The organism is Amycolatopsis sp. DG1A-15b (genome assembly GCF_030285645.1).
Classification (GTDB): Bacteria; Actinomycetota; Actinomycetes; order Mycobacteriales; family Pseudonocardiaceae; genus Amycolatopsis.
Genome location: NZ_CP127296.1, coordinates 8112220 through 8136894, shown reverse-complemented (window position 1 = coordinate 8136894; position 24675 = coordinate 8112220). Strand labels below are relative to the sequence as shown.

The following is a 24675-nucleotide window of genomic DNA, read 5'->3' as shown; positions in this document are numbered from 1 at the left end:
ACCGGGCTTTGACCTGCGTGGGCCTACCAGGACTTGAACCTGGGACCTCTTCGTTATCAGCGAAGCGCTCTAACCGCCTGAGCTATAGGCCCTCGAACGAGGAGAACTTTACAGGACCCCCGAAGGGGCCCTGCAACCGGGTCACTCCCGTTCGGACAGGGTTACCTCGAGGCCGCCCGCGAGGTCGGCGGAGACGTTGTAGATGAACGCGCTCACCGTTGCCAAGGCCGAGACCAGGACGATGTTGATCGCGCCCAGGATGGCTGCGATGCCGAAGACGCGGCCTGCGCTGATCAGGGGCTCGGCCGAGGCGTTCGCGCCCTCGCCGCCGACCAGGGATGAGTACGTGCCGTTCAGCTTGTCCCAGACGCCCATGCCGTCGAGGACCGTGTACAGCACTCCGACTGCCACCAGCCAGACGAAGAACATCGCTACGCCCAGGACCAGGGACAGCTTCAGCACCGACCACGGGTCGAACCGCTTCACCTGCAGTGATGCGCGGCGCGGGCCGCGGCCCGGACGGCGCAGCGCGCTCGGGCGGGCTCGCTGGGTCGACGCCGGGGGGACCTCGCCGCCGGCCGGCGGGGTGTCGCCTGAGCCTCCGCCGAAGAGGCGGGGGGCTGCGCTGCCCGTCACCACCGAACGCTCGGTGGTGGCGGGCTGCGCTGCCGCGGGCGGGGGCGGTGCCTCGTCCGTGGCCAGCTTGACCGTCGCTTCGGCGTCGCCTTCCTTGTCGACCCGCTGCCAGGGTGGGCTCGCCGGCGTTCCGTTCGAACCCGCTGCCTCGGGATTCTCGGTCGGTGTCACGAAGAGTCAGTCCTTACCCGTGCCGTGGGGCGCTGTCCGTAGTTGTGAACTTACTGCTCCGACGGCGCCGTCGTCTCGTCACCCGCTTCGGGCGCTTCGGAAGCTTCACCATTGGCGACGTCCGAGGGCTCGTCCGCGTTGCGTGCGACCGCGAGAAGAGTGGTTCCTTCGCCGAGATTCATCAGCCGGACCCCCTTCGTCTGCCGTCCCGCCTTGCGGACATCGCCCGCCGGTGTGCGGATCACGCCGCCGCTCGAGGTGATCGCGTACAGCTCGTCCTCGGCGTCGACGATGAGCGCACCCACCAGCCTGCCACGTTTGCGGTCGTGCTGAATGGTGAGCACGCCCTTGCCGCCGCGGCCCTGGACCGGGTAGTCCTCGATCGCCGTGCGCTTCGAGTACCCGCCGTCGGTCGCGACCAGGAGGAACTTGCCCTCCTTGACCACGCTGATGCCGAGCAGCTCGTCGCCGTCGTTGAACCGCATGCCCATCACGCCGGAGGTCGGGCGGCCCATCGGCCGCAGCGCCTCGTCCGTCGCGTGGAAGCGGATGGACTGGCCCTCGGCCGACACCAGCAGCAGGTCGTCCTCGGCCGCCGCCAGCACCGCGCCGACCAGTTCGTCGCCTTCGCGCAGGTTGATGGCGATGAGGCCGCCGGAGCGGTTGGAGTCGAAGTCGGTGAGCTTGGTCTTCTTCACCAGGCCGCGCTTGGTGGCGAGCACCAGGTACGGCGCGACTTCGTAGTTCCTGATCTGGATGACCTGGGCGATCTGCTCGTCCGGCTGGAACGCCATCAGGTTCGCCACGTGCTGGCCGCGCGCGTTGCGGTTGGCCTCGGGCAGGTCGTACGCCTTGGTCCGGTAGACGCGGCCCTTGTTCGTGAAGAACAGGATCCAGTCGTGCGTCGAGCAGACGAAGAAGTGCTGGACGATGTCGTCCTGCTTCAGCGTCGCGCCCTGCACGCCCTTGCCGCCGCGCTTCTGCGAGCGGTACAGGTCCGTTTTCGTCCGCTTGGCGTACCCCGTGCGGGTGATGGTGACGACGACGTCCTCGACCGCGATGAGTTCCTCGTCGGTGACGTCGCCGCTGAACCCGATGATCTTCGTGCGCCGGTCGTCGCCGTACTTGTCGACGATCGCCATCAGCTCGTCGCGGATGATCGAGCGCTGCCGCTCGGGCTTCTCGAGGATGTCCTTGAGGTCGGCGATCTCCAGCTCGATCTCGGCCAGCTGGTCGATGATCCGCTGCCGCTCCAGGGCGGCGAGGCGCCGCAGCTGCATGTCGAGGATCGCCGTGGCCTGGATCTCGTCGACGTCCAGCAGCTCCATCAGGGCCGGCCGGGCCTCGTCCGCCGAGGGCGACCGCCGGATGAGGGCGATGACCTCGTCGAGCATGTCCAGCGCCTTGACGTACCCACGCAGGATGTGGGCCCGCTCTTCGGCCTTCTTCAGGCGGAACTTGGTCCGCCGGACGATGACCTCGACCTGGTGCTTCACGTAGTGCCGGATGATCTGGTCGAGCCGCAGCGTGCGCGGCACGCCGTCGACCAGGGCCAGCATGTTGACGCCGAAGTTCTGCTGCAGCTGGGTGTGCTTGTAGAGGTTGTTCAGCACGACCTTCGCGACCGCGTCACGCTTGATCGTGACGACGATCCGCATGCCCGAGCGGCTGTTGGACTCGTCGGCGATGTCGGCGATGCCGGTGAGCTTGCCGTCGCGGACCAGGTTCGCGATGTTCTCGACCAGGTTGTCCGGGTTGACCTGGTAGGGCAGCTCGGACACGACCAGGATCGTGCGGCCCTTGGCGTCCTCCTCGACCTCGACGACCGCGCGCATCCGGATCGAGCCGCGGCCGGTGCGGTAGGCGTCTTCGATGCCGGACGTGCCGAGGATCATCGCCCGGGTCGGGAAGTCCGGGCCCTTGATCCGCACCAGCAGCGCGGCCAGCATCTCGTCGTCGGTCGCCTCGGGGTTTTCCAGCGCCCAGACGACGCCTTCGGAAACCTCGCGCAGGTTGTGCGGCGGGATGTTCGTCGCCATCCCGACGGCGATCCCGGAACCGCCGTTGACCAGCAGGTTCGGGAACCGCGACGGCAGGACGTCGGGCTCCTGCGTGCGGCCGTCGTAGTTGTCGGAAAAGTCGACGGTGTCTTCTTCGATGTCGGCCAGCATCTGCATGGCCATCGGAGCGAGCCGGGACTCCGTGTACCGCATGGCGGCCGCGGGGTCGTTGCCCGACGAGCCGAAGTTGCCCTGGCCATCGATCAGCGGGTAGCGCAGCGACCACGGCTGGGCGAGCCGCACGAGCGCGTCGTAGATCGCCGAGTCGCCGTGCGGGTGGTAGTTGCCCATGACGTCGCCGACGACGCGCGAGCACTTGTTGTACCCGCGGTCCGGCCGGAAGCCGTTGTCGAACATCGAGTACAGGATCCGGCGGGCGACCGGCTTGAGGCCGTCGCGCACGTCCGGCAGCGCCCGCGACACGATCACGCTCATCGCGTAGTCGATGTAGGAGCGCTGCATCTCCTGCTGGATATCGACCGGTTCGATCCGGTCGTTCTCCGGAGCCGGCGGCAGGGTTTCCGTCATCTGGTCCTTCTCGAGTGAGGAGTCCTAGCGGGACAAGGGGCGGGGACGCTCACACGTCCAGGAAGCGGACGTCCTTGGCGTTGCGCGTGATGAACGACCGGCGCGCCTCGACGTCCTCGCCCATCAGGACGGAGAACAGGTCGTCCGCCTGGGCAGCGTCGTCCATGGTCACCCGGCCCAGCAGCCGGTTCGCCGGGTCCATCGTGGTCTCCCACAGCTCTTCGGCGTTCATCTCGCCGAGACCCTTGTAGCGCTGGATCGCGTCGTCCTTCGGGAGCCGTTTGCCGGCCTCGACGCCTGCCTGGATGACGGCGTCGCGCTCCCGGTCGGAGTAGGCGTACTCCGGCTCGGCCCGCGGCCACTTGATCTTGTACAGCGGCGGGCGCGACAGGAAGACGTGCCCGTGCTCGATCAGCGGGGTCATGAACCGGAACAGCAGGGTGAGCAGCAGCGTGGTGATGTGCTGGCCGTCGACGTCGGCGTCGGCCATCAGCACGATCTTGTGGTAGCGCAGCTTCGACAGGTCGAACTCGTCGTGGATGCCGGTGCCGAGCGCGGTGATCAGCGACTGGACCTCGGTGTTCTTGAGGACGCGGTCGATGCGGGCCTTCTCGACGTTGATGATCTTGCCGCGGATCGGCAGGATCGCCTGGTACATCGAGTCGCGGCCTTCCTTGGCCGAGCCGCCGGCCGAGTCGCCCTCCACGATGTAGAGCTCGCACTCCGCCGGGTTGGTCGAGCGGCAGTCCTTGAGCTTGCCGGGCAGGCCGCCGATCTCCAGCGCGCCCTTGCGGCGGACGAGGTCACGCGCCTTGCGCGCGGCCATCCGGGCCTGCGCCGAGGAGATCGACTTGTTGATGATCGTCTTCGCCTCGGTGGGGTTGCGCTCGAACCAGTCGGCCAGCCACTCGTTCGACTGCTGCTGCACGAACGTCTTGGCCTCGCTGTTGCCCAGCTTGGTCTTGGTCTGGCCCTCGAACTGCGGCTCGCCCAGCTTGATCGAGACGATCGCGGCGAGACCCTCGCGCACGTCGTCACCGGTCAGGTTGGCGTCCTTCTCCTTGAGCAGCTTCTTGTCGCGCGCGTAGGAGTTGACGACGCGGGTCAGCGCGGCGCGGAAGCCCTCTTCGTGGGTGCCGCCCTCGTGGGTGTTGATCGTGTTGGCGAACGTGTAGACCGACGGCGTGAACCCGGTGTTCCACTGCATCGCGACCTCGACCTCGAGGCCGGTGCCCTTGGCGTCGAAGGAGATCACGCTGGGGTGGATCGGGTCCTTGCTGCCGTTGATGTGCTTGACGAAGTCCTCGAGGCCGCCCGGGTAGCAGTAGACCTTCTCCTTGACGCGGGCGACCTTGCCCTCGGCGTCGGCTTCGGCCTCCTCGTCGGCGACCCGCTCGTCACGCAGGGACAGCGTCAGCCCCTTGTTGAGGAACGCCATCTCCTGGAGGCGGCGCGAGATCGTCTCGAAGTTGTACGTCGTGGTCTCGAAGATGCTGTCGTCGGCCCAGAACGTCATCGTCGTCCCGGTCTCGGTCGCCGGGCCGAGGTCTTCGAGCGGCCCCGGGATCTGGTCGGTGTACAGCTGGCGCCACTGGCGGCCGCCGTACTTGACCTCGGCGAGCAGCTTCGTCGACAGCGCGTTCACCACGGAGATGCCGACGCCGTGCAGGCCGCCGGACACCGCGTAGGAGTCGCTGTCGAACTTGCCGCCCGCGTGCAGCTGGGTGAGCACGACCTCGATGGTCGGCTTGTTCTCCTTGGGGTGCATGTCGACCGGGATGCCGCGGCCGTCGTCGACGACGCGCACCCCGCCGTCGGCGAGGAGGGTAACCTCGACCTTGGTGGCGTGCCCGGCCATCGCCTCGTCGACGGAGTTGTCCACGACCTCCTGGACGAGGTGGTGCAGGCCGCGCTCACCGGTGGAACCGATGTACATGCCGGGGCGCTTGCGGACCGCTTCAAGGCCTTCGAGCACCGTGATCGACGACGCGTTGTACTCGCTCTTGTTCTCGGTCACCGGCGTTGTTTCTCCTCGTCTCGCCCGAGCGGACGCTCGCTCTCCTCCAGTGTACTTGGCCGCGTCCGCTGACATGCGGCAAGGACACCCCTGAACGCGTCACAGACGAACGAAATCGGTTCGAGCCGAGTCTTGACGTATCTCGGGAGGTCTGAATGCGTTCTCGGGGCATTCAACCGAGCATCACGCAACCCGGGTCAGCCGTACGTGTCACGGGGGCCGCGGCCTGGCACGTGGCGGGGTCCTTTCCGCCAGCTCGGGGCGGTCGGACCCTGGATCCGCATCCGCTTGACGACGCCGTTGCCGACCCCCGCCGCGATCTTGGCCAGCAGCTTTCCCTGCAGCAACCGCAGCTGGGTGGCCCACGCCGTCGAGCTGGCGCGGACGGTGAGTTCGCCGTCCTTCAGCGCGACCGGCTGCGCGTGCTCGGCGACGTCTTCGCCGACCAGCCGCGCCCACTGCGCGAAGACGCGGGCGCTGGTGACGCTTTCGTTCCAGCCGCGGTCGCTCATCAACCGGGAGACGAGCCGGCCGAGCGGCTGCGGGTCGCGCGCGTCCGCTCCCGGGCCCGACCAGCGGCGACGCCGGGGGCTCTGCCCACCACCGGTCGCGGGGCGGCGCCGGCCGGGTGAGGTGCCGCGCTCCTTGGCCTTCGCCTTCGCGGCCTCCAGCGCGGCGTGCGCGAGGTCGCGGCCCGTCACCGGGGGCTCGTTCGGCCCAACATCACCATCACGCTCAGTACCCGGAGCTGGCTTGGAGTTCGCAGCAGAGCCGCTACCCGGCGTTTTGCGCCACCCATCTGGCCGCATGGTCACGCGCGGCGATAACTCATTCACCGTGTTATCCACACTGTCCACAGGTTTGTCCCCAGATCGGGTGCGGTTTGTGCCGCCCGTCACACGGGGTGCCCGGTCGCCCTGCTCAGCCACGCGTGATCTCACCGTCCGCCACCACGAACCGGGTGCCGGCCAGCTCCCCGGGCACGTCTTCGTCGACCGCCGCGGTCACCAGCACCTGTTCGGCGCTCGCGGCCACCTCGGCCAGCCGGGCCCGGCGCTTGCGGTCCAGCTCGGCGAACACGTCGTCGAGCAGCAGCACCGGCTCGCCCGCCTCCTCGCGCAGCAGCTCGTAGCTGCCGAGCCGGAGGGCGAGCGCGAACGACCACGACTCGCCGTGGCTCGCGTAGCCCTTCGCCGGCGCTTCGCCCAGGATCAGCTCCAGCTCGTCCCGGTGCGGGCCGACCAGGCTGATGCCGCGCTCGAGCTCCGCCTTGCGGGCTTCACCCAACGCCTTGAGTAAGACGTCCTTCAGGACCGCGGGTTGCGCCCGTTCGCCGTCCGGTACGCCGTACGTTTCCGGCAGGGCGGCACCCAGCGACGACCGGTAGGCGATCTTCGCCGGACGCGAGTCGGGCGCGACCCCCATGTACGCCGAAGCCGCGTGCGGCGCGAGGTCAGCCACGAGGTTCAGGCGCGCGGCGAGCAGCTCCGCGCCCGCCACCGCCAGGTGGTCGTCCCAGACCTCGAGCGTCGACAGCGCGTACGGGTCTTCGCGGCCCGTACGTCGTTTCCCGGCCGTCTTGAGCAGGGCATTCCGCTGCTTCAGCACCTTCTCGTAGTCCGCCCGGACCCCGGCGTACCGCGGCGCGCGCAGCACCAAGAGCTCGTCGAGGAACCGGCGTCGCTCGCCCGGGTCACCCCGCACGAGCGCGAGGTCCTCCGGGGAGAACAGCACCGTGCGCAGGATCCCGAGCACGTCACGCGGACGGCCGACCGCCCCGCGGTTGACCCGCGCGCGGTTCGCCCGGCCGGCGGTGATCTCGAGCTCGACGGTCAGCTCGCGGTCCTCGTTGACGACCGCGACCCGCACCAGCGCGCGCTCGCAGCCGTGCCGGATCAGCGGCGCGTCCGTCGCGACGCGGTGCGAACCCAGCGTCGCGACGTACCCGATCGCTTCGAGCAGGTTGGTCTTGCCGCGACCGTTCTGGCCGACCAGCACGGTCGGCCCGGGTTCGAGGGCGAGATCGGCCTGGGGCCAGGAGCGGAAGTCGGTGACCTGCAAGTGGCGCAGATACACCCGGAACTCCTTACCCGCCGACCTTCTTCACGGCGTGCCCACCGAACTGGTTGCGCAGCGCGGCCACCGCGCGCATCGCGGCCGAGTGCTCCTGGCGCGAAGCGAACCGCGCGAAGAGGGCGGCCGAGATGACCGGCGCCGGCACCGCGTTGTTGATCGCCTCTTCCAGCGTCCAGCGACCTTCGCCCGAGTCCTCGACGTAGCCCTCGAGGTCGTCCAGCTCCGGGTCCTCGTCGAGCGCGCGCACGAGCAGGTCGAGCAGCCAGGACCGGACGACCGTGCCGCGCTGCCAGCCCTTGATCACCGCGGGCACGTCCTTGACGACCTTGGCCGCCTCGAGCAGCTCGAAGCCCTCGGCGAAGGCCTGCATCATGCCGTACTCGATGCCGTTGTGGATCATCTTCGCGTAGTGCCCCGCGCCGACGTCGCCGGCGTGCGAGAAGCCTTCTTCGCGCGGGCCTTCCGGGCGCAGCGCGTCGAAGATCGGCATGGCCTTCTCGACGTCGGCCGCGGTACCGCCGACCATCAGTCCGTAGCCGTTGTCCTTGCCCCACACGCCACCGGAGACACCGCAGTCGACGTAGCCGATGTTCTTCGCCGCGAGCAGATCGGCGTTCAGCTTGTCGTCGGTGTACTTCGAGTTGCCGCCGTCGATCACCATGTCGCCCTCGGCGAGCAGGTTGCTCAGCTCGGTGACGGTCTGGCGGGTCGGGTCGCCGGCCGGGACCATGATCCAGACGATCCGCGGGCCGTCCAGTTTGGACACCAGGTCCTCGAGCGACGTCGTGTCGGTGACGTCCGGGTTGCGGTCGTAGCCGACCACCTCGTGACCGGCCGCGCGCAGCCGCTCACGCATGTTGAAGCCCATCTTGCCCAGGCCGATCAGACCGAGCTGAACCATCGAGATCCCCTTACGTGCTCAGGCAGTGTCTTACGGGGCTTCGCCCCGGCCGGGGGCTCCGCCACCCGGACCCCCACGGATTAGGCGGGTCAGCCCGGGAGGCGGACCGGCATCAGGAGGTAGAGGTAGCCGGGGACGACGTTGCCCTCGGCGTCGGCGGGCTTGATGAGCGCGGGCCGGTTCGGCGTGGTGAACGTCAGCTCCGCTTGGCCGCTGTGCAGCGCGCCGAGGCCGTCGACGAGGTAACCGGGGTTGAACGCGATGGTCACCGGCTCACCTTCGTACTCGACCTGCAGCTCTTCTTCGGCGCTGCCCTCGTCGTCGCCGCCCGCGGACAACCGCAGCGTGTTGTCCCCGAACTCCAGTCGTACCTGAGTCCCCCGCTCGGCCACCAGTGAAACGCGCTTGATGGACTCGGTGAGCGCCGACACGTCGATGACCGCGCGCGACGTGTGCGACGCGGGCAGCAGCTGGCGGTACGGCGGGAATTCGGCGTCGAGCAGGCGGGTCGTCGTGTAGCGCCCGGAACCGGACAGGCCGAGCAGTCCTTCGCCGCTGGCGAGGGCGAGGCGGATCGTGGCGCCGCTGGCGCCGAGCGTCTTGGCCGCCTCGGCGAGGGTGCGCGCCGGGACGAGCACCGCGGCGTCGGCCAGGCCCTCGGCGGGCTGCCAGGTGAACTCGCGCATGGCGAGCCGGAACCGGTCGGTCGCGACGAGGGTCAGCGAGCTGCCGGAGATCTCGAGCCGCATGCCGGTGAGCATCGGCAGCGTGTCGTCCTTGCCCGCGGCGACGACGACCTGGGTGACGGCCTGGCCGAACGCGTCGCCGGCGAGCTCGCCCGCGAAGGCGGGCTGGGATGGCAGCTGCGGGTAGTCCTCGACCGGCATGGTCGGCAGGGAGAACCGCGCGGTGCCGCACGTGATGGTGGCGCGCGAGCCGTCGACGGAAATCTCGACCGGCTGCGCGGGCAGCGCCTTGGTGATGTCGGCGAGGAGGCGCCCGGACACGAGCAGGCGGCCGCCGTCGGCGATCGTCGCGGGGACCCCGACCGTGGCGGAGACCTCGTAGTCGAAGCCGGAGACCGTCAGCGCGTCGGTTTCGCCGTCCGAACCGGCGTCGAGCAGGACACCGCCCAGCACCGGCACCGGAGGCCGGGAGGGGAGGCTTCTGGCCACCCACGCGACGGCGTCGGCGAGCCCGTCACGCTCGACGCGGATCTTCATGCGCGCATCCTTTCGACGATCGAGCCCCGTGCGGGCTCGGGCCAGGCCTCGTTCTCGAAGGGCAGAGACCGGCTGCCCCCTCCGGCCGGTCCGCCCTCCGCGTGAGCGGCCGGAGCACGGACCAGGTGCAGGCATCCACGTTAGGCCGTCGCGGGCGCCGACGTCACCTCGGCCTCCCCTTGACTTTGTCGACATGACGACTCGATCTCGCGGCTGTCCCCAGATTCGCTCTCCGCCTGTTTTTGTTTTGTTCTCTCTCTTAGAAGATCTAAGAGCAGTAGCAGTAATAGGCGTTGTGGATTGTGTGGATTGAGCTCGTTTGCGCAGGTGGGACCGGTCGCGGGCGTGTGGAGAACCGTGGTGGCAGACCTGTGGGTAGATCGGGCCATCCGTGGATGGTTTCGGGCGGCGGCCGATCCGTCCACAGAAGGCCCCAGTTGTCCCCACGGTTGTCCCCAGGTGTGGGGCGATTTGTACCCAGGGTCTGGGGGTGCCGGACGGGGTCCGAACCCCTCTTCCGAGTGATCGGCTCCTCCTGTGCACATCATGTGGGCAACCTGTGGAATCAGCGTGGACAAGGGTGTGGATGCGCTGTGGATCGCCTGTGGGCGGGGTGTGGAGGGAATCCGTGTCTTCGCTGGTGGGAGATCCGTTGGCACTGTGGGCAATCTGCCCACACGGTGGGGAAAACCCCTTGTGTACAAACAATTTTCGCGAGTTTGGCGAAGCACGCGTACGCACCTTCGCTGCTTCGCGGGCGTACGCGTGCTTCAGAGACTCCAAAGACGACTGTGTCCGATGACGACCGGGTGCGAAGACGACAAAGGGGCGTCCACATTGAGCGGACGCCCCGAAGTCGTTGGGAGGTAAGGGATGTGCTACTGGCGGGCGCGCTGCTTGATGCGCGACGTCAGCTCCTGCACCTGGTCGTAGATCCGCCGGCGCTCGGCCATCTCCTTGCGGATCTTCTTGTCCGCGTGCATCACCGTCGTGTGGTCGCGGCCGCCGAACGTCTGCCCGATCTTCGGCAGCGACATGTCGGTGAGCTCGCGGCAGAGGTACATCGCGATCTGGCGGGCCGTGGCGAGCGCCTTCGTCTTGCCGGGGCCGCACAGGTCGTCGAGCGTGACGTCGAAGAACTCGGACGTGACGCCCATGATGGTCGGCGCGGTGATTTCCGGCGCGTGCGAATCGGGGATCAGGTCGCGCAGCACGATCTCGGCGAGCGCGCTGTCGACCGGCTGCTGGTTCAGCGACGCGAACGCGGTGACGCGGATCAGCGCGCCTTCGAGCTCCCGGATGTTCGCCTCGACGCGCGAAGCGATGAACTCCAGGACCTCGCCCGGCACCGCCAGCCTGTCCTGCGCCGCCTTCTTGCGGAGGATCGCGATGCGCGTCTCGAGCTCGGGCGGCTGGATGTCGGTGATGAGGCCCCACTCGAACCGCGTCCGCAGCCGGTCCTCCAGCGTTTCGAGGCGCTTCGGCGGGCGGTCGGAGCTGACGACGATCTGCTTGTTCGCGTTGTGGAGGGTGTTGAAGGTGTGGAAGAACTCTTCCTGCGTCCCTTCCTTGCCCTCCAGGAACTGGATGTCGTCGACGAGCAGGATGTCGATGTCGCGGTAGCGCCGCTGGAAGGCGACCTTGCGGTCGTCGCGCAGCGAGTTGATGAAGTCGTTGGTGAACTCTTCGGTCGAGACGTACCGGACGCGCATGCCGGGGAAGAGCCGTTGCGCGTAGTGGCCGACCGCGTGCAGCAGGTGCGTCTTGCCGAGCCCGGACTCGCCCCAGATGAACAGCGGGTTGTACGCGCGGGCGGGCGCTTCGGCGACGGCGACCGCGGCCGCGTGCGCGAAACGGTTGGACGCGCCGATGACGAACGTGTCGAAGGTGTACTTCTCGTTCAGCTTCGTCTTCGACGTCTGCGGCTGCGCCGGCGCGGTGTACGGCTGGCCGGCGATCGGCTGGCCGGAGAACGTCGGCCAGATCTCGTGGACCGCGGCGAGCGCTTCGCCCTCTTCGTCGACTTCTTCGTCGGTGTCGTCGCCGTCGTCCGGCTTCGACGCGACGGCCTGGTGCGCCGGCATCGGCATCGGCGGCCTCGGCTGCACGGGTTCGGCGGGCCGTGGCGGCGGCATCATCGGCGCGCCGTTGGGCGGCATCGGCGGGGCCGGTTCGGGGCTCGTGCCGTTTTCCACTCGGCCGGGTGACGGCGCGTAGCGGGGAGCGGGCGCCGGCGCGACGGCCTCGGCGCTGTCGACCTTCACCGCGAGCGAGATGGCGCGGCCGAGCCGCCGGGAAAGCGCCTCGGTGATCGCGCCGCGCAGCCCGCGTTCGATCGCTTCCTTCGCGAAGTCGCTGGGCGCCGCCAGGAGCGCCGTGCCGTCGAGCAGGCCGATCGGACGGGTCACGCGCATCCAGGCGCGCTGCTGGGGGGACAGGGTCCCGTCGGACAGTTCGCGTACCACCTGTTCCCAGATGACACCCAGATTGTGCTGGTGATCCGACACCTGTCTGGCTCCCCTCCCCTCGTCGGCGTGGACGGCCGAGCCGGCCCCGGAACTCCCCGGTCACTCCACCCGGCGATCACAGGAGACCTGTCCGCGCACCGGCACAGCGAATATCCACATAGTTGTCCACAGCTGTGCACTAATGTACGGCGACCCGCGGCGCCACCACCTGCGGGCTCGTCGTACGCCGGTGGGCACTCCACCACCCGGATACTCGTGCACCTCGACCGGTGACCCGAGAGAGGCACGCTAACAAGCCCCGCTCGCGGCCACAAGGCATCCTGGGCGGCCAGCATTTCACGGTGCACCGCCGGTGGCCATTCGGTGCCACGGCGTCGAACCCACCGGGTGCGCCGGCCGGTCGCGTACCGTGGCCGAGGGGGTGCTTACCGGCCGCCCGACGGGGGTGCGTACCCTCGTAAGGTCTCCCGTATGCGACGGGTGCGTTTCGCGTGCCCACGTTGTCGTCGCTCGTCGTGACGAGGCCACACGTTGGTAGGAGACACCAGAGACTGCCGTGCGCCCGCACGACACGCCAGGTGGAAGAAGTAATTCTGCTTCGGGCGGGCGGGAACACGGACAACGCGAGACACAGGAGAAGCAGTGAGCAAGGGTAAGCGCACCTTCCAGCCGAACAACCGCCGCCGCGCGAAGACCCACGGGTTCCGCCTGCGCATGCGGACCCGCGCCGGCCGGGCCATCCTGGCGGCCCGCCGTCGCAAGGGCCGCGGCGCGCTGTCCGCCTGATCGCCGGCCGAGGCGCGCCGTGCTGCCGGCTGCCGCACGCCTGCGGCGGAGTGAGGATTTCCGCGTGGTTCTCCGTCGCGGGTCCCGGGCAGGCAGGCGCCGCCTCGTCGTCCACGCGCTGACCACGGACCCGTCCGAGGCCGCCGACGCACCGTCGGCGGCCAGGGCGGGTTTTGTGGTGAGCAAGGCGGTCGGCAATTCGGTGGTCCGCCACCGCGTCAGCCGCCGATTGCGTCATCTCGTTTCCGCCAGGCTCGGAACACTGCCCGCCGGTACGGCGTTGGTCGTACGGGCATTGCCGCCGTCGTCGACCGCTTCGAGCGCCGAGCTCGGGTCCGATCTCGACGCCGCGTTGCGTCGGCTGGGGCTTCTGTCGTCGCGCCGTCCGGCCGGGGATGTCCCCCGCCCGACGCGTCCCGCGGACGCGACCCCCGACCACGGATCAGCGGTGTGACCGGCATGCGAGCCACCCCCGAGCACGACTCAGCGCACGACCACTTCGACGACGGCGAGCCTCCGCGGCCCGGCCCGGTCGCCTGGGTCCTGCTGCTCCCCATCAAGCTCTACCGCAAGGCGATCTCGCCCTTCCTCCCGCCGGCTTGCCGGTTCTACCCGAGCTGCAGCGCGTACGCAGTCGAAGCCCTCACCCGGCACGGTGCCGGACGTGGCTCCTACCTCGCGCTGCGCCGGCTGCTGCGCTGCGGCCCGTGGACACCCCCCGGCCGTGACCCCGTGCCCGAGACGTTCTCGTGGCGACACCGCAGACCTGAAACACCGATCGAGGAGTAGCAGCAGTGCTCGATTTCATCTACTACCCCGTGTCCTTCATCCTCTGGTGTTGGCACAAGGTCTTCGGGTTCGTGTTCGGGGAATCGACCGCGGTCGCCTGGATCCTCGGCATCATCTTCCTGACGTTCACGGTCCGCGGCATCATGTTCAAGCCGTTCGTGAACCAGGTCCGGTCGATGAAGAAGATGCAGGACTTCGCGCCGGAGATGAAGAAGATCCAGAAGAAGTACGCGAACGACCGGCAGCGCCAAGCCGCGGAGATGCAGAAGCTCCAGAAGGAGCACGGCGTCAACCCGCTGGGCAGCTGCCTGCCGATGCTGCTCCAGATCCCGGTGTTCATCGGCCTGAACCACGTCCTCCGCGCGTTCACGATGCCGCCGCCCGGTGGCGGCCCGAAGACCGAGAACTACTTCTTCAGCCAGCACGACGTCGAGTCCTACGTCAACGCGAAGCTGTTCGGCGTCAACCTCGGTGAAGCGGTCTACAACGGCGTCGGGGTCGTCAGCGGCGGGGCCACGAACGTCGGCTTCCACTGGAGCGTGCTCCCGGTCGCGCTGCCGCTGATGATCGTCGCTTCGATCGCCACGCACCTCACCGCGCGGCACTCGGTGGCCCGGCAGAACGCCGCGTCGGCCACCCCGCAGACCGCGATCATGAACAAGCTGACGATGTACATCTTCCCGCTCGGTGTCCTCGTCTTCGGTGCGCTGTTCCCGCTCGGCCTCCTCTTCTACTGGCTGGCGAACAACGGCTGGACCCTGATGCAGCAGCGCCTCGTCTACACGAAGATCGACAAGGAAGAGGCGTCCCGCAAGGCGGAAGCCGCGGAGAAGCGCGCGTCGCTCGGCCCGAAGCCGGGTCAGAAGCCGACCGCGCCGAAGGTCGGTCAGAAGCCGGTCCAGCAGAAGAAGAACCAGCCCGCCCAGGCCGGCACGGCGAAGAAGGTGACGAAGGCGGGCTCGGCCCACGGCTTCGCCCAGCTCACGCCGGCGGAGGCCGCCGCGAAGGCGGAGGCGGCCGTGAAGGCCGACAGCGCGACCGTGGCGGATCCGGCCCCCGCCGAGACCAACGGCCAGAACGGCTCGAAGGACAACGGCACCGGCGTGCCGGGCCTTCTCAAAGACTCGACCAGGAAGTCGGGCCGGAAGCGCCGCTGAGGCGCGGCCGGTTCGGAGAGGAGACGAATGATGTCGGAGACGATCGACACGATCGACGCCGATCAGGACGACGTGACCCCGGCCGACGGAGAAGCGGGCGAACAGAAGGCTGGAGGTGGCGACGACATCCTCGTGCAGGAGGGCGACATCGCCGGCGACTACCTCGAGCGCCTGCTCGACCTGCTCGACTACGACGGTGACATCGACCTTGACGTGGAAGCCGGCCGCGCGATCGTGAGCATCGACGGCGGCGAGGACCTCGAGAAGCTCGTCGGCCCGCGCGGCACGGTGCTCGAGGCGCTGCAGGAGCTGACCCGCCTGGCGGTCCAGCAGGAGACGGGCTCCCGCAGCCGCCTGATGCTGGACATCGCGGGCTGGCGCGCGGACCGCCGCGAGGAGCTGCGCGAGCTCGGCCGCTCGACTGCGGAGTCGGTCCTGAAGAGCGGCGAGCGGGTGCGGCTGCAGCCGATGAGCCCGTTCGAGCGCAAGGTCGTCCACGACGCGGTGGCGACGGTCTCGGGCGTCATGAGCGAGAGCGAGGGCGAGGACCCGAAGCGCCGCGTGGTGATCTTCCCGGAGTCCTGAGACCCCGGTTCCGGAAGCGGCCCCACCCGACTGGTTCGGGTGGGGCCGCTTCTTTGTGTGTTGGGTGTGGCCGGGTGGCGGCTCCCGCGTCCACGCGATGGTGGCGGTGACGCCGGTGGAGCCGCTCCGGCACGCGGCGGCTCCGTCGAGCGAATTACACGCGTGATGTTTCACGTGGAACCGCCCACGTCCGCAGCCGGCTGAGTGGAGTTGTCCACATCTGCGGACTGTCGGCTCGTTTTCTCCGGCTCATCGGGGACAATCGAACGAGCGCGGTTTCACGTGAAACCGGCGGACGAGGAGTAGACGGAGTGAGCTTGGAGGAGGCCGCGGAGACGGTGCGGGCCGCGGCGGGACGAGTGTTCGGTGAACGCGTCGACCAAGCGGCCGGGTACGTCGAGCTCCTGGAGCGGCACGGGGTCGAGCGCGGGCTGATCGGTCCGCGGGAAGTCGAGCGACTGTGGGAGCGGCACGTGCTCAACTCGGCGGTGATCGGCGAGCAGATGCCCCCGGGCGCTCGCGTCATCGACGTCGGGTCGGGAGCCGGGCTTCCGGGTGTACCGCTGGCGATCGCGCGACCGGACCTCGATATCGTCTTGCTCGAACCGATGGCCCGCCGGGTGGACTGGCTGGCCGAGGTGGCCGAGAAGCTGGAACTCCCGATCACCATCGTCCGTGGACGCGCGGAGGAGCCGCCTGTGCGTGAGCAGCTCGGTGGCGCCGACATCGTCACCGCTCGCGCGGTCGCCCCGCTCGCTCGTCTCGCGGACTGGTGCCTGCCGCTGGTCCGTCCCGATGGCTTCCTGGTCGCCCTCAAGGGCGCCAGCGCGGCGGACGAGATCGCGCGGGACGGCGCCGCCATCCGCAAGGCCGGCGGGGCTGACCCGCTGATCGTCGAATGCGGTGCCGCAGTACTAGAGGTCCCCAGCACGGTCGTGAAGATCCGTCGCCTCCCAGCAGCAAGCAAGCCGAAGGCGCGGAGCAGGAAGCGTTAACGGGCCGCGATGTTCCACGTGAAACGACGCGACTCGACCATCGACCAGACGTCAACATGGAGGAGGTGTCGAGACCGGTGAATCCCCCGCCGTCCGACTCCACGGAGACCACCCCCGACGTGGGCTGGACCCCGATCGCCGAAGAAGCCGCCCGCGCCGCCCGTCTGCTGAATCCCGAGAGGACACTTCCCCGTCCCGGCCGCCGTCGCGTGCTGACCGTCGCCAACCAGAAGGGCGGCGTCGGCAAGACCACCAGCACGGTCAACCTCGCCGCCGCGCTCGCGGTCCACGGGCTCAAGACGCTCGTCGTCGACCTCGATCCGCAGGGCAACGCGAGCACCGCGCTCGACGTCGACCACCGGTCCGGGACACCTTCCATCTACGAGGTGCTCATCGGTGAGGTGACGCTCGCGGAGGCGGCCCAGCCGACCGAGCAGTCCCCCAACCTCTTCTGCGTCCCGGCGACGATCGACCTCGCCGGCGCCGAGATCGAGCTCGTCTCGATGGCGTCCCGCGAGTCCCGGCTCAAGGAGGCCATCTCCTCGGAGATCCTCGACCAGATCGGCGTCGACTACGTCCTCATCGACTGCCCGCCGTCTCTGGGCCTGCTGACGGTCAACGCGATGGTCGCCGCGCAGGAGGTGCTCATCCCGATCCAGTGCGAGTACTACGCGCTGGAAGGTCTCGGGCAGCTGCTGAGCAACATCGAACTCGTGCAGCAGCACCTCAACCGCGAGCTCCGCGTCTCGACGATCCTCCTCACCATGTACGACGGCCGGACCAAGCTGGCCGACCAGGTGACGAACGAGGTGCGGAACCACTTCGGGGACACCGTGCTGAAGACCGTCATCCCCCGCAGCGTGAAGGTGTCGGAGGCACCCGGGTACGGCCAGACCGTGCTCGCCTACGATCCCGGTTCGCGTGGGGCGATGAGCTACGTCGACGCGGCCAAGGAGATCGCCGAGCGCGGCGCACAGATGGAGAAGGGTAGTTCGACATGACCGAGCGTCGAGGAGGGCTGGGGCGGGGCCTCGCCGCCCTGATCCCGACCGGACCCACCGGCGGTGGTCCCCTGCCCGCACCCGGCGACACGGCGGCGGAGAAGAAGGCGGCCGAGGAAAAGGGCTGGTTCGCGGCGAACGGTCAAGCGCAGCAGCACGCCGGCGAGGTCGCCGGCGCGGTCTACCGCGAGATTCCCGTCGGCTCGATCAAGCCGAACCCGAAGCAGCCGCGCCAGGTCTTCGACGAAGAGGCGCTCGCCGAACTCGAGCACTCGATCCGTGCGTTCGGGCTCATGCAGCCCATCGTCGTCCGCGAGCTCGGGAACGACGAGTACGAGCTCGTCATGGGCGAGCGGCGGCTGCGTGCTTCGCAGCAGGCCGAGCTCGAAGCGATCCCGGCGATCGTCCGGCAGACCGCCGACGAGTCGATGCTGCGCGATGCACTCCTGGAGAACATCCACCGCGTCCAGCTGAACCCGCTCGAAGAGGCGGCCGCGTACCAGCAGCTGCTCGACGAGTTCGCGGTCACCCACGAGGAGCTGGCGAGCCGGATCGGCCGCAGCCGGCCGGTCATCACCAACACGATCCGGCTCCTCAAGCTCCCCCTGCCGGTGCAGCGGCGCGTCGCCGCGGGCGTGCTCTCCGCCGGGCACGCGCGCGCGTTGCTGTCGCTGGACGACGCCGAAAGCCAGGAAGAGCTCGCCACGCGCATCGTCGCGGAGGGCATGTCGGTGCGGGCGACCGAGGAAGCCGTCACGCTCAAGAAGAGCGAGAAGCCGGCGAAGCCGAAGCCCGCGCCGCGCAAGCCGATCCAGGCGCCCGGATTGCAGGAGCTCGCGAACCGCCTCTCGGACCGCTTCGACACCCGCGTGAAGGTCGACCTCGGCCGCCGCAAGGGCCGGATCACACTCGAGTTCGGCTCGGTCGACGACCTCGAGCGCATCGTCGCGATCATCGATGCGAATGGGGCAAATCAGACACCGAAAACCGATTAGGGATCACCCCAGGGTGTTTCGTCACGGTGATGATTGCTCACCGGAGCCATCGCGGGCACGGTTGGTGATCATCACTCGCGACACGAAAAAGGCCACCACCGAACTTCGGTAGTGGCCTTTCGTGGGCGAAGGGTCAGCGAGAAATCGCGCGGCCGATGAGTTCGCCGAACACCGCGCCGAGCGACTTGCCCGCCGCCTCGATCGCCATCGGCACCGTCGACGTCTCGGTGAGACCCGGCGACGGGTTCACTTCGAGGAAGTGCACCGTGCCGTCCGCGGCGACGATCGCGTCGGTCCGCGAGATGTCCCGCAGCCCGAGCACGCGGTGGGCGGCGACGGCGAGCTCGGCCGCCGCCTTGGCCGCGGCGTCGTCGAGCCGCGCCGGGGTGAAGAAGTCGGTCAGGCCGGCCGTGTAGCGGGCCGTGTAGTCGTACACGCCGCTCTCCGGGACGATCTCGACCGCCGGGAGGGCCTCGGGGCCGTCCTCGCCCTCGATGACCGTCACGGCCACCTCGACGCCGTCCACGAACCGCTCGGCGAGCACGGTGTCGCCGTAGGCGAAGCAGCCGACCATCGCCGCCGGCAGTTCCGCGGCCTCGCGGACCACCTGCGTGCCGAGCGCCGAACCACCCTGGTCGGGCTTGAGGATCAGCGGCAGGCCGAGGCGCTCCACCATCGCGTCGAGCACCGCCTGGGCGCCGAGCTCGCGGAACGTGCTGTGCGGCAGCACCACCCAGTCCGGCGTCGTGAACCCGGCGTTCTCGATCAGCGCCTTCGCGGTCGGCTTGTCCCACGCGCGGCGGCAGCCCTGGGAGCCGGTGCCGACGAACGGCACCTCCAGCATCTCCAGCACCGTCTGCACCGAGCCGTTCTCGCCCTCGCCGCCGTGCAGCGCGACGACCACCGCGTCCGGGCGCTGCGTGCGCAGGCGCTCCAGCAATCCCGCGTCGGTGTCCCACTCCTCGATGCCGAAGCTCTCGGACTTCAACGCCGCGGACAGCCGTCGCCCGGACCTCAGGGAGACGTCGCGTTCGTGCGAGAGCCCGCCGGCGAGCACGGCAACGGTACGGTCGACCACCGTGGAAACTCCTTAGCTGAAAAGAATTAGACCGTGTCCGGGGACGGGTTCTGCGGTCCCTGGATCTGGCGCGAAACCACGCTACCGAAGGTGCGGGCGAGGTCCATTTCGGACTCCAGCACGGCCGCCAGCCGCCGCACGCCCTCGCGGATGCGCTCCGGCGTCGGGTAGCAGTACGAGAGCCGCATCTGGCGGCTGCCGAACCCGTCGGCGTAGAAGCCGGTTCCGGACGCGTACGCGACCCGCGCGGTCACCGCGCGCGGCAGCATCGCCTTCGTGTCGACGCCCTCCGGCACCGTCACCCAGACGTAGAAGCCGCCGTCCGGCTTGGTCCACGAGCAGCCCGGCGGCAGGTACTGGTCGAGCGCGGACAGGATCGCGTCACGCCGCTCGCGGTAGTTCTCGCGGAACTTCTTGATCTGGCCCTTCCAGTCGTGCGTGGCCAGGTAGCGCGAGACGATCATCTGGTTGAACGTCGGCGGGCACAGCGTCGCCGACTCCGCGGCGAGCACGAGCTTCTCGCGCACGGCGTGCGGCGCCAGCACCCAGCCGACGCGCAGGCCGGAGGCGAACGTCTTCGAGAACGAGCCGAGGTACACGACGTTGTCGGGATCGGTCGACCGCAGCGCCGGGTACGTCTGCCCGTCGAAACCGAGCAACCCGTACGGGTTGTCTTCGACGACCAGGACGCCGTGCGTGCGGCAGATCTCCAGGATCTCCGCACGGCGCTCGACGGCCAGCGTGACGCCGGCGGGGTTGTGGAAGTTCGGGATCGTGTAGAGGAACTTGACCCGGCGGCCGGCCTTCTCCGTCCGGTCGAGCGCCTCGCGCAGCAGCTCCGGCACCAGGCCGTGGTCGTCCATCGCCACGTGCACGACCTGCGCCTGGTAGGCGGCGAACGAGCCCAGTGCACCGACGTACGAGGGCCCTTCGGCGATCACGACGTCACCGGGGTCGCAGAACAGCCGCGTGACCATGTCCAGGCCCATCTGCGAGCCGACGGTCACCACGACGTCGTCCGGGTGCGCCTTGATGCCCTCCAGGGCCATGATCTCGCAGATCTGCTCGCGCAGCGCCGGGACGCCGTGCGCCGAGCCGTACTGCAGCGCCACCAAGCCGTCTTCGGCGATGATCTCGGCCACCTGCGCCGACAGCGTGTCGAGCGGGAGCGCCGCCAGGTTCGGCATGCCGCCGGCCAGCGAAACCACCTCGGGCCGGCTGGCCACCGCGAACAGGGCCCGGATCTCGGAGGCGGTCATCCCGGCGGTGCGCGCGGCGTACCGCTCCAGGTGCGGGTCGAGGTTCTGGCGGCCGCTGTGCGGCTTGCTGGGGCGGTTCTCGGTCATCGACGTTCACCCGGGGCTAGGCGGACACGGTCACTCCCGCGGGAGCTGGTAGATCCCATCGAGTGTAACCGGGCACCCATCAGGACCCCCTGGCCTTCCGGTGCTCGTCACATCGGCCTATCCTCGACCGTGGCTCTCGTGTTCGTGCCGTGGATCCTGCGCGGCTGGACGAGCGGGCAGCCGGTCGGGAGCGCAGGTCAGGGAGGTCGCGGGTGTCGCGTCGCGTCGTGGGCGTCACACTGGACAACCTGGAGCACCTGCCGAAGAGCTGTCGCCGGTGCGTGTACTGGGAGCTCGCCCCCCACCTCAAGCACCAGGCCGAGGAGTTCGGCGCGACCGAGGTCGAGAAGGAAGCCTGGGTCTCGAGCGTGCTGCTCGAGTGGGGCTCCTGCGGCCGCATCGTCTACAGCGACACGCTGCCGGTCGGGTTCGTGCTGTACGCCCCGCCGAACGCCGTCCCGCGCGCGCTGGCCTTCCCGACGTCGCCGCCGAGTGCCGACGCCGTCCTGCTGACCGCGTTCCAGGTGCTGCCGGAGTTCCGCGGCGGCGGGCTGGGCCGGATGCTCGTCCAGGCGGTCGCCAAGGACCTGACCAAGCGCGGCGTCCGCGCCATCGAGGCGTTCGGCGACGCGAAGCCCGAGGAGTCGGACCCCGACGGCGGCCACAGCTGTGTGCTGCCGGCGGCCTTCCTGCAGAGCGTGGGCTTCAAGACGGTCCGCCCGCACCAGAAGTGGCCCCGCCTGCGCCTCGAGCTGCGGTCGGCGATCACCTGGAAGGAAGACGTCGAGGCGGCCCTGGAGCGGCTGCTCGGCCAGGTGACGATCACCACCGCCGAGCCGAGCCTCGGCCGCGCCTGATTCCCCATCCGCAAACGTTTGCGCCTGTGTTTCGGCACGCCCGGAACCCAGTGTGCACAACTGTGGAAGAAGTGCCGAGTTATCCACAGAGCGCTGATAGGAGCGGTGGAAAAGCTGTGGAGAACTGCCCCGAAACCTGGGGACGCGCGCGTGGCGTCCCCAGGGGTGGTGGGGCAGGTGAAGGAGAGCCGCTAGGGGTTGTGGTCGGCCCTATTCGGCCTTGGCGAGCTCGTGCGCCAGGACGTCGGCGAAGGTGAAGGTGCCCGTCGGCTGGTCGCCCTCGCCGAGCAGGTACAGCCGCTTGACGGCGATCAGGATGCCCTCCGCGACGATGTCGCGGAACGCCGGGTCGCCGAGGTTGCGGGCGTCGTCCGGGTTCGTCAGGTAGCCGATCTCGACCCGGACCGCCGGGCAGCGGGTGCGGGTGAAGATGTCCCACGACTTGTAGTGCGTGCGGCAGTCGAGCATGCCCGTGCGGGCCGCGACCTCGCGCTGGATGAAGCCGGCCAGCAGCTCGCCCACCGTGGACGTCGTGCCGTTGCCGGTGCCGAAGTGGAAGCTCGCGACGCCCTGCGCACGCGGCGAGGCGTTCTTGTCGCTGTGCAGCGAGAGGAACAGGTCGGCGCCCGCGTCGTTCGCGAACCTGGCGCGCTCGAGCTCGGTGGGGCTCTGGTTCGGGCCGCGGGAGATCAGCGCCTCCATGCCGGCGGCCTTCATCCGGCCTTCGAGCCGACGGGCGAGGTCCCACGCGATGTCGGCCTCGCGCAGGCCGCCGGCGACCACGCCGAGGTCGTCGCCGCCGTGGCCCGGGTCGATCACGATGCGCTTGCCACGCAGCCGCGGCCCGGCCTGGCGCACCTGCTCCTGCTCGCGCAGGAACACGGGGCGACCGCCCCGGGCCCGCGGCGAGGACAGGCGGTGCAGCTCGCGGATGGTCGCCGGACCGCACATGCCGTCCGGAGTCAGGCGCATGTCGCGCTGGAACGTCTTGAGCGCGCGCTCGGTCGCCGGTCCGAAGTAGCCGTCGGGGCGGCCGGCGTCGAAGCCGAGCTCGGTGAGCCGCTCCTGCAGGGTGAAGACGTCGTCGCCGTGCACGGGCGAGGCGATCATGTACGACAGCGGGCGGCTGCCCAGGTGGTAGCTGGCGCCCTTGAGCGCCTGGAACGTAGCCGGACCCACGATGCCGTCGGTCATCAGCCCACGACGCTGCTGGAAGGCACGGACGGCGTGCTCCACGGCGACGTCGAACGTGTCGTAGTCGTCGGTACCGGTGACCGGCGGGAGCAGGTCCATCCCGGCCAGGATGGACCTGATCTCGGCGACGTCCGGACCGGCGTCACCGCGGCGGAGTACCCGCATGCACTCCTCGCTCTTCCTCAGGCACCGAATTCGGGGGCTCGGTGCGTGGCAGGATTTCAAAAACCTTCGCTGGGACGAGCCCAGGTCCTCTATTGTGCCTTGCCAACTCTGGGTGACAGCGCAGGCCCGGTAGGTACGTCAAGGACCCGTTCGTGGAGTACCCACAGTGGCCGCTGTCACGCTCGATTAAGCAACATCGTTGAAATTAGCCCGAATGACGAACGAACCCGGGGCCCGCAGGAGGATTCCCGCAGGCCCCGGGTTCGCCGGGCTGGTTCGGTTCAGAGCACGTCGGCGAGGTCCGACAGCAGCGCGGCCTTCGGCTTCGCGCCCACGATCTGCTTCACCGGCTTGCCGCCCTGGAACAGGATCAGCGTCGGGATGGACATCACCTGGTAGTCACGCGGCGTGTTCGGGTTCTCGTCGATGTCGATCTTGGCGATGGTCAGCTTCTCGCCGTTCTCGGCCGCGATCTCCTCGAGCACCGGGGCGACCATCTTGCACGGGCCGCACCAGGTGGCCCAGAAATCGACGAGGACCGGCTTCTCGCTGGTCAGGACCTCGTCGACGAACGTCGCGTCGGTCACCTTGACGGTGTTGGCCATGGTTTCTCCTTCAGGGATGGTTGAACGCCGGAAAGTCAGTTGGTGCCCGGGCCGTAGCCGCCGCCGACGAGCTCGGCCGCCTCGTGCGCGTCCGATTCGCCGTGCTCCGCGAGCCATCGTTCCGCGTCGATCGCCGCACTGCACCCGGAGCCCGAGGCGGTGATCGCCTGCCGGTAGGTGCGGTCGACCAGGTCACCGGCCGCGAAGACGCCGTCCAGGTTCGTGTACGAGCTGCGGCCCTGGGTGATGACGTAGCCGTCCTCGTCCAGCTCGACCTGCCCCTTCACGAGCTGGCTGCGCGGGTCGTGGCCGATCGCGACGAAGAAGCCCGACACGTCCAGCGTCGACTCGCTGCCGTCCTGGGTGTCCTTCAGCTGCAGGCCCTCGACCTTGCCGTCGCCGAGCACCCCGGTGATCTGCGTGTTCAGCTGCCACTTGATCTTCTCGTTCGCGCGGGCGCGCTCGAGCATGATCTTGGACGCGCGGAACTCGTCGCGGCGGTGGACGATCGTGACGGACTTCGCGAACTTCGTCAGGAAGGTCGCCTCCTCCATCGCCGAGTCGCCGCCGCCGGCGACCACGATGTCGTGGTCGCGGAAGAAGAAGCCGTCACAGGTCGCACAGGCCGACACACCGCGGCCGAGCAGCTCTTGCTCGCCCGGCACGTTCAGGTACCGCGCCGCGGCACCCATGGCGAGGATGACCGCGCGAGCGGCGTACCGCTTGCCGTTCGCGTGGACGTACTTGACGTCCCCGGTCAGCTCCAGCGACTCGACGTCCTCCGCGCGCAGCTCGGCGCCGAAGCGCTCGGCCTGCTTGCGCATCTCCTCCATCAGGTCCGGACCCATGATGCCGTCGCGGAACCCGGGGAAGTTCTCGACCTCGGTCGTCGTCATCAGCGCGCCGCCGAACTGCGTGCCCTCGAACACCAGCGGTTCAAGCTGGGCCCGCGCCGCGTAAACGGCAGCGGTGTATCCGGCAGGACCCGACCCGACGATGATCAGGTTCCTGATTTCCTCGGCAGCCACCCGTGACCTCCGCT

22 protein-coding genes and 1 tRNA gene are annotated in these 24675 nt (G+C 69.1%); 9 read left to right on the top strand and 14 right to left on the bottom strand.

Annotated elements, in window-relative coordinates; all coding sequences use genetic code 11:
* Positions 1-18: 18 nt before the first annotated feature.
* The 9 genes from QRY02_RS37590 to dnaA all read right to left on the bottom strand — a co-directional run bounded on the left by QRY02_RS37590 (position 19) and on the right by dnaA (position 12119).
* Positions 19-92, bottom strand: a tRNA-Ile gene (locus tag QRY02_RS37590).
* Between the two features lie 49 nt (positions 93-141).
* Positions 142-807, bottom strand: coding sequence for a DUF3566 domain-containing protein (locus QRY02_RS37585; protein ID WP_285987512.1), 666 nt, complete (start codon positions 805-807; stop codon positions 142-144).
* 50 nt (positions 808-857) lie between these two features.
* Positions 858-3395, bottom strand: coding sequence for a DNA gyrase subunit A (gyrA, locus tag QRY02_RS37580; protein WP_285987511.1), 2538 nt, complete (start codon positions 3393-3395; stop codon positions 858-860).
* A 49-nt stretch (positions 3396-3444) separates the two neighbouring features.
* Positions 3445-5412, bottom strand: a complete 1968-nt coding sequence (gyrB, locus tag QRY02_RS37575; protein ID WP_285987510.1) for a DNA topoisomerase (ATP-hydrolyzing) subunit B — start codon at positions 5410-5412, stop codon at positions 3445-3447.
* Positions 5413-5609: 197 nt separating this feature from the next.
* Positions 5610-6113, bottom strand: a complete 504-nt coding sequence (locus QRY02_RS37570; RefSeq protein ID WP_285987509.1) for a DciA family protein — start codon at positions 6111-6113, stop codon at positions 5610-5612.
* Positions 6114-6333: 220 nt separating this feature from the next.
* A complete protein-coding gene (gene recF / locus QRY02_RS37565; RefSeq protein ID WP_285987508.1) occupies positions 6334-7488 on the bottom strand; it encodes a DNA replication/repair protein RecF in 1155 nt (384 codons plus the stop codon).
* Positions 7489-7498: 10 nt separating this feature from the next.
* A complete protein-coding gene (gnd, locus tag QRY02_RS37560; protein WP_285987507.1) occupies positions 7499-8389 on the bottom strand; it encodes a phosphogluconate dehydrogenase (NAD(+)-dependent, decarboxylating) in 891 nt (296 codons plus the stop codon).
* Positions 8390-8478: 89 nt separating this feature from the next.
* On the bottom strand, positions 8479-9612 hold the full coding sequence (dnaN, locus tag QRY02_RS37555) for a DNA polymerase III subunit beta (RefSeq protein WP_285987506.1): 1134 nt from the start codon (positions 9610-9612) through the stop codon (positions 8479-8481).
* Positions 9613-10490: 878 nt separating this feature from the next.
* Entirely contained in the window at positions 10491-12119 is a 1629-nt protein-coding gene (dnaA, locus tag QRY02_RS37550; protein ID WP_285987505.1) for a chromosomal replication initiator protein DnaA, read from the bottom strand.
* Positions 12120-12722: 603 nt separating this feature from the next.
* Between dnaA and rpmH the strand changes: the two genes are divergently transcribed.
* The 8 genes from rpmH (at position 12723) to QRY02_RS37510 (ending at position 18388) form a co-directional block, all read left to right on the top strand.
* A complete protein-coding gene (rpmH, locus tag QRY02_RS37545) occupies positions 12723-12866 on the top strand; it encodes a 50S ribosomal protein L34 (RefSeq protein WP_013231070.1) in 144 nt (47 codons plus the stop codon).
* A gap of 19 nt (positions 12867-12885) precedes the next feature.
* Positions 12886-13320 (top strand): ribonuclease P protein component, encoded by a 435-nt coding sequence (rnpA, locus tag QRY02_RS37540; RefSeq protein WP_285987504.1) that lies wholly within the window; start codon positions 12886-12888, stop codon positions 13318-13320.
* A gap of 5 nt (positions 13321-13325) precedes the next feature.
* Positions 13326-13655, top strand: coding sequence for a membrane protein insertion efficiency factor YidD (yidD, locus tag QRY02_RS37535; protein WP_285994032.1), 330 nt, complete (start codon positions 13326-13328; stop codon positions 13653-13655).
* Positions 13656-13660: 5 nt separating this feature from the next.
* Positions 13661-14812: a membrane protein insertase YidC gene (gene yidC, locus QRY02_RS37530; RefSeq protein WP_285987503.1), complete on the top strand. Its 1152-nt coding sequence runs from the start codon at positions 13661-13663 to the stop codon at positions 14810-14812.
* A gap of 30 nt (positions 14813-14842) precedes the next feature.
* Positions 14843-15397, top strand: coding sequence for a Jag family protein (locus tag QRY02_RS37525; RefSeq protein ID WP_285987502.1), 555 nt, complete (start codon positions 14843-14845; stop codon positions 15395-15397).
* Between the two features lie 311 nt (positions 15398-15708).
* Positions 15709-16392 carry a 16S rRNA (guanine(527)-N(7))-methyltransferase RsmG gene (rsmG, locus tag QRY02_RS37520; RefSeq protein WP_285987501.1) on the top strand — a complete coding sequence of 228 codons (684 nt, stop codon included), beginning with the start codon at positions 15709-15711 and terminating at the stop codon, positions 16390-16392.
* Between the two features lie 77 nt (positions 16393-16469).
* Entirely contained in the window at positions 16470-17393 is a 924-nt protein-coding gene (locus tag QRY02_RS37515) for a ParA family protein (RefSeq protein WP_387043847.1), read from the top strand.
* On the top strand, positions 17390-18388 hold the full coding sequence (locus tag QRY02_RS37510) for a ParB/RepB/Spo0J family partition protein (RefSeq protein WP_285987499.1): 999 nt from the start codon (positions 17390-17392) through the stop codon (positions 18386-18388). Before QRY02_RS37515 ends, QRY02_RS37510 begins: the two co-directional genes overlap by 4 nt.
* 133 nt (positions 18389-18521) lie before the next feature.
* Here the strand turns inward: QRY02_RS37510 and QRY02_RS37505 are convergent, their stop codons facing one another.
* Together QRY02_RS37505 and QRY02_RS37500 are read right to left on the bottom strand one after the other, a co-directional pair.
* Positions 18522-19466 carry a D-alanine--D-alanine ligase family protein gene (locus QRY02_RS37505; RefSeq protein WP_285987498.1) on the bottom strand — a complete coding sequence of 315 codons (945 nt, stop codon included), beginning with the start codon at positions 19464-19466 and terminating at the stop codon, positions 18522-18524.
* A gap of 26 nt (positions 19467-19492) precedes the next feature.
* On the bottom strand, positions 19493-20812 hold the full coding sequence (locus QRY02_RS37500) for an aminotransferase-like domain-containing protein (protein ID WP_285987497.1): 1320 nt from the start codon (positions 20810-20812) through the stop codon (positions 19493-19495).
* Positions 20813-21024: 212 nt separating this feature from the next.
* Between QRY02_RS37500 and QRY02_RS37495 the strand changes: the two genes are divergently transcribed.
* Entirely contained in the window at positions 21025-21669 is a 645-nt protein-coding gene (locus QRY02_RS37495; protein WP_285987496.1) for a GNAT family N-acetyltransferase, read from the top strand.
* Positions 21670-21879: 210 nt separating this feature from the next.
* Here QRY02_RS37495 and QRY02_RS37490 read toward each other — a convergent pair whose 3' ends face one another.
* The 3 genes from QRY02_RS37490 to trxB form a co-directional block, all read right to left on the bottom strand.
* A complete protein-coding gene (locus QRY02_RS37490; protein ID WP_285987495.1) occupies positions 21880-23028 on the bottom strand; it encodes an N-acetylmuramoyl-L-alanine amidase in 1149 nt (382 codons plus the stop codon).
* A 281-nt stretch (positions 23029-23309) separates the two neighbouring features.
* Complete coding sequence (trxA, locus tag QRY02_RS37485) at positions 23310-23633, bottom strand: thioredoxin (RefSeq protein ID WP_003082899.1); 324 nt, start codon at positions 23631-23633, stop codon at positions 23310-23312.
* 35 nt (positions 23634-23668) lie between these two features.
* A complete protein-coding gene (gene trxB, locus QRY02_RS37480) occupies positions 23669-24661 on the bottom strand; it encodes a thioredoxin-disulfide reductase (protein WP_285987494.1) in 993 nt (330 codons plus the stop codon).
* Positions 24662-24675 lie beyond the last annotated feature (14 nt).

Bases quoted from the DNA above. Each gene is read 5' to 3' on its own strand.
- gyrA (WP_285987511.1), bottom strand. From the start codon at position 3,395: ATGACGGAAACCCTGCCGCCGGCTCCGGAGAACGACCGGATCGAACCG.
- QRY02_RS37490 (WP_285987495.1), bottom strand. From the start codon at position 23,028: ATGCGGGTACTCCGCCGCGGTGACGCCGGTCCGGACGTCGCCGAGATC.
- trxA (WP_003082899.1), bottom strand. From the start codon at position 23,633: ATGGCCAACACCGTCAAGGTGACCGACGCGACGTTCGTCGACGAGGTC.
- dnaN (WP_285987506.1), bottom strand. From the start codon at position 9,612: ATGAAGATCCGCGTCGAGCGTGACGGGCTCGCCGACGCCGTCGCGTGG.
- gnd (WP_285987507.1), bottom strand. From the start codon at position 8,389: ATGGTTCAGCTCGGTCTGATCGGCCTGGGCAAGATGGGCTTCAACATG.
- yidD (WP_285994032.1), top strand. From the start codon at position 13,326: ATGCGAGCCACCCCCGAGCACGACTCAGCGCACGACCACTTCGACGAC.
- QRY02_RS37500 (WP_285987497.1), bottom strand. From the start codon at position 20,812: ATGACCGAGAACCGCCCCAGCAAGCCGCACAGCGGCCGCCAGAACCTC.
- QRY02_RS37510 (WP_285987499.1), top strand. From the start codon at position 17,390: ATGACCGAGCGTCGAGGAGGGCTGGGGCGGGGCCTCGCCGCCCTGATC.
- QRY02_RS37525 (WP_285987502.1), top strand. From the start codon at position 14,843: ATGTCGGAGACGATCGACACGATCGACGCCGATCAGGACGACGTGACC.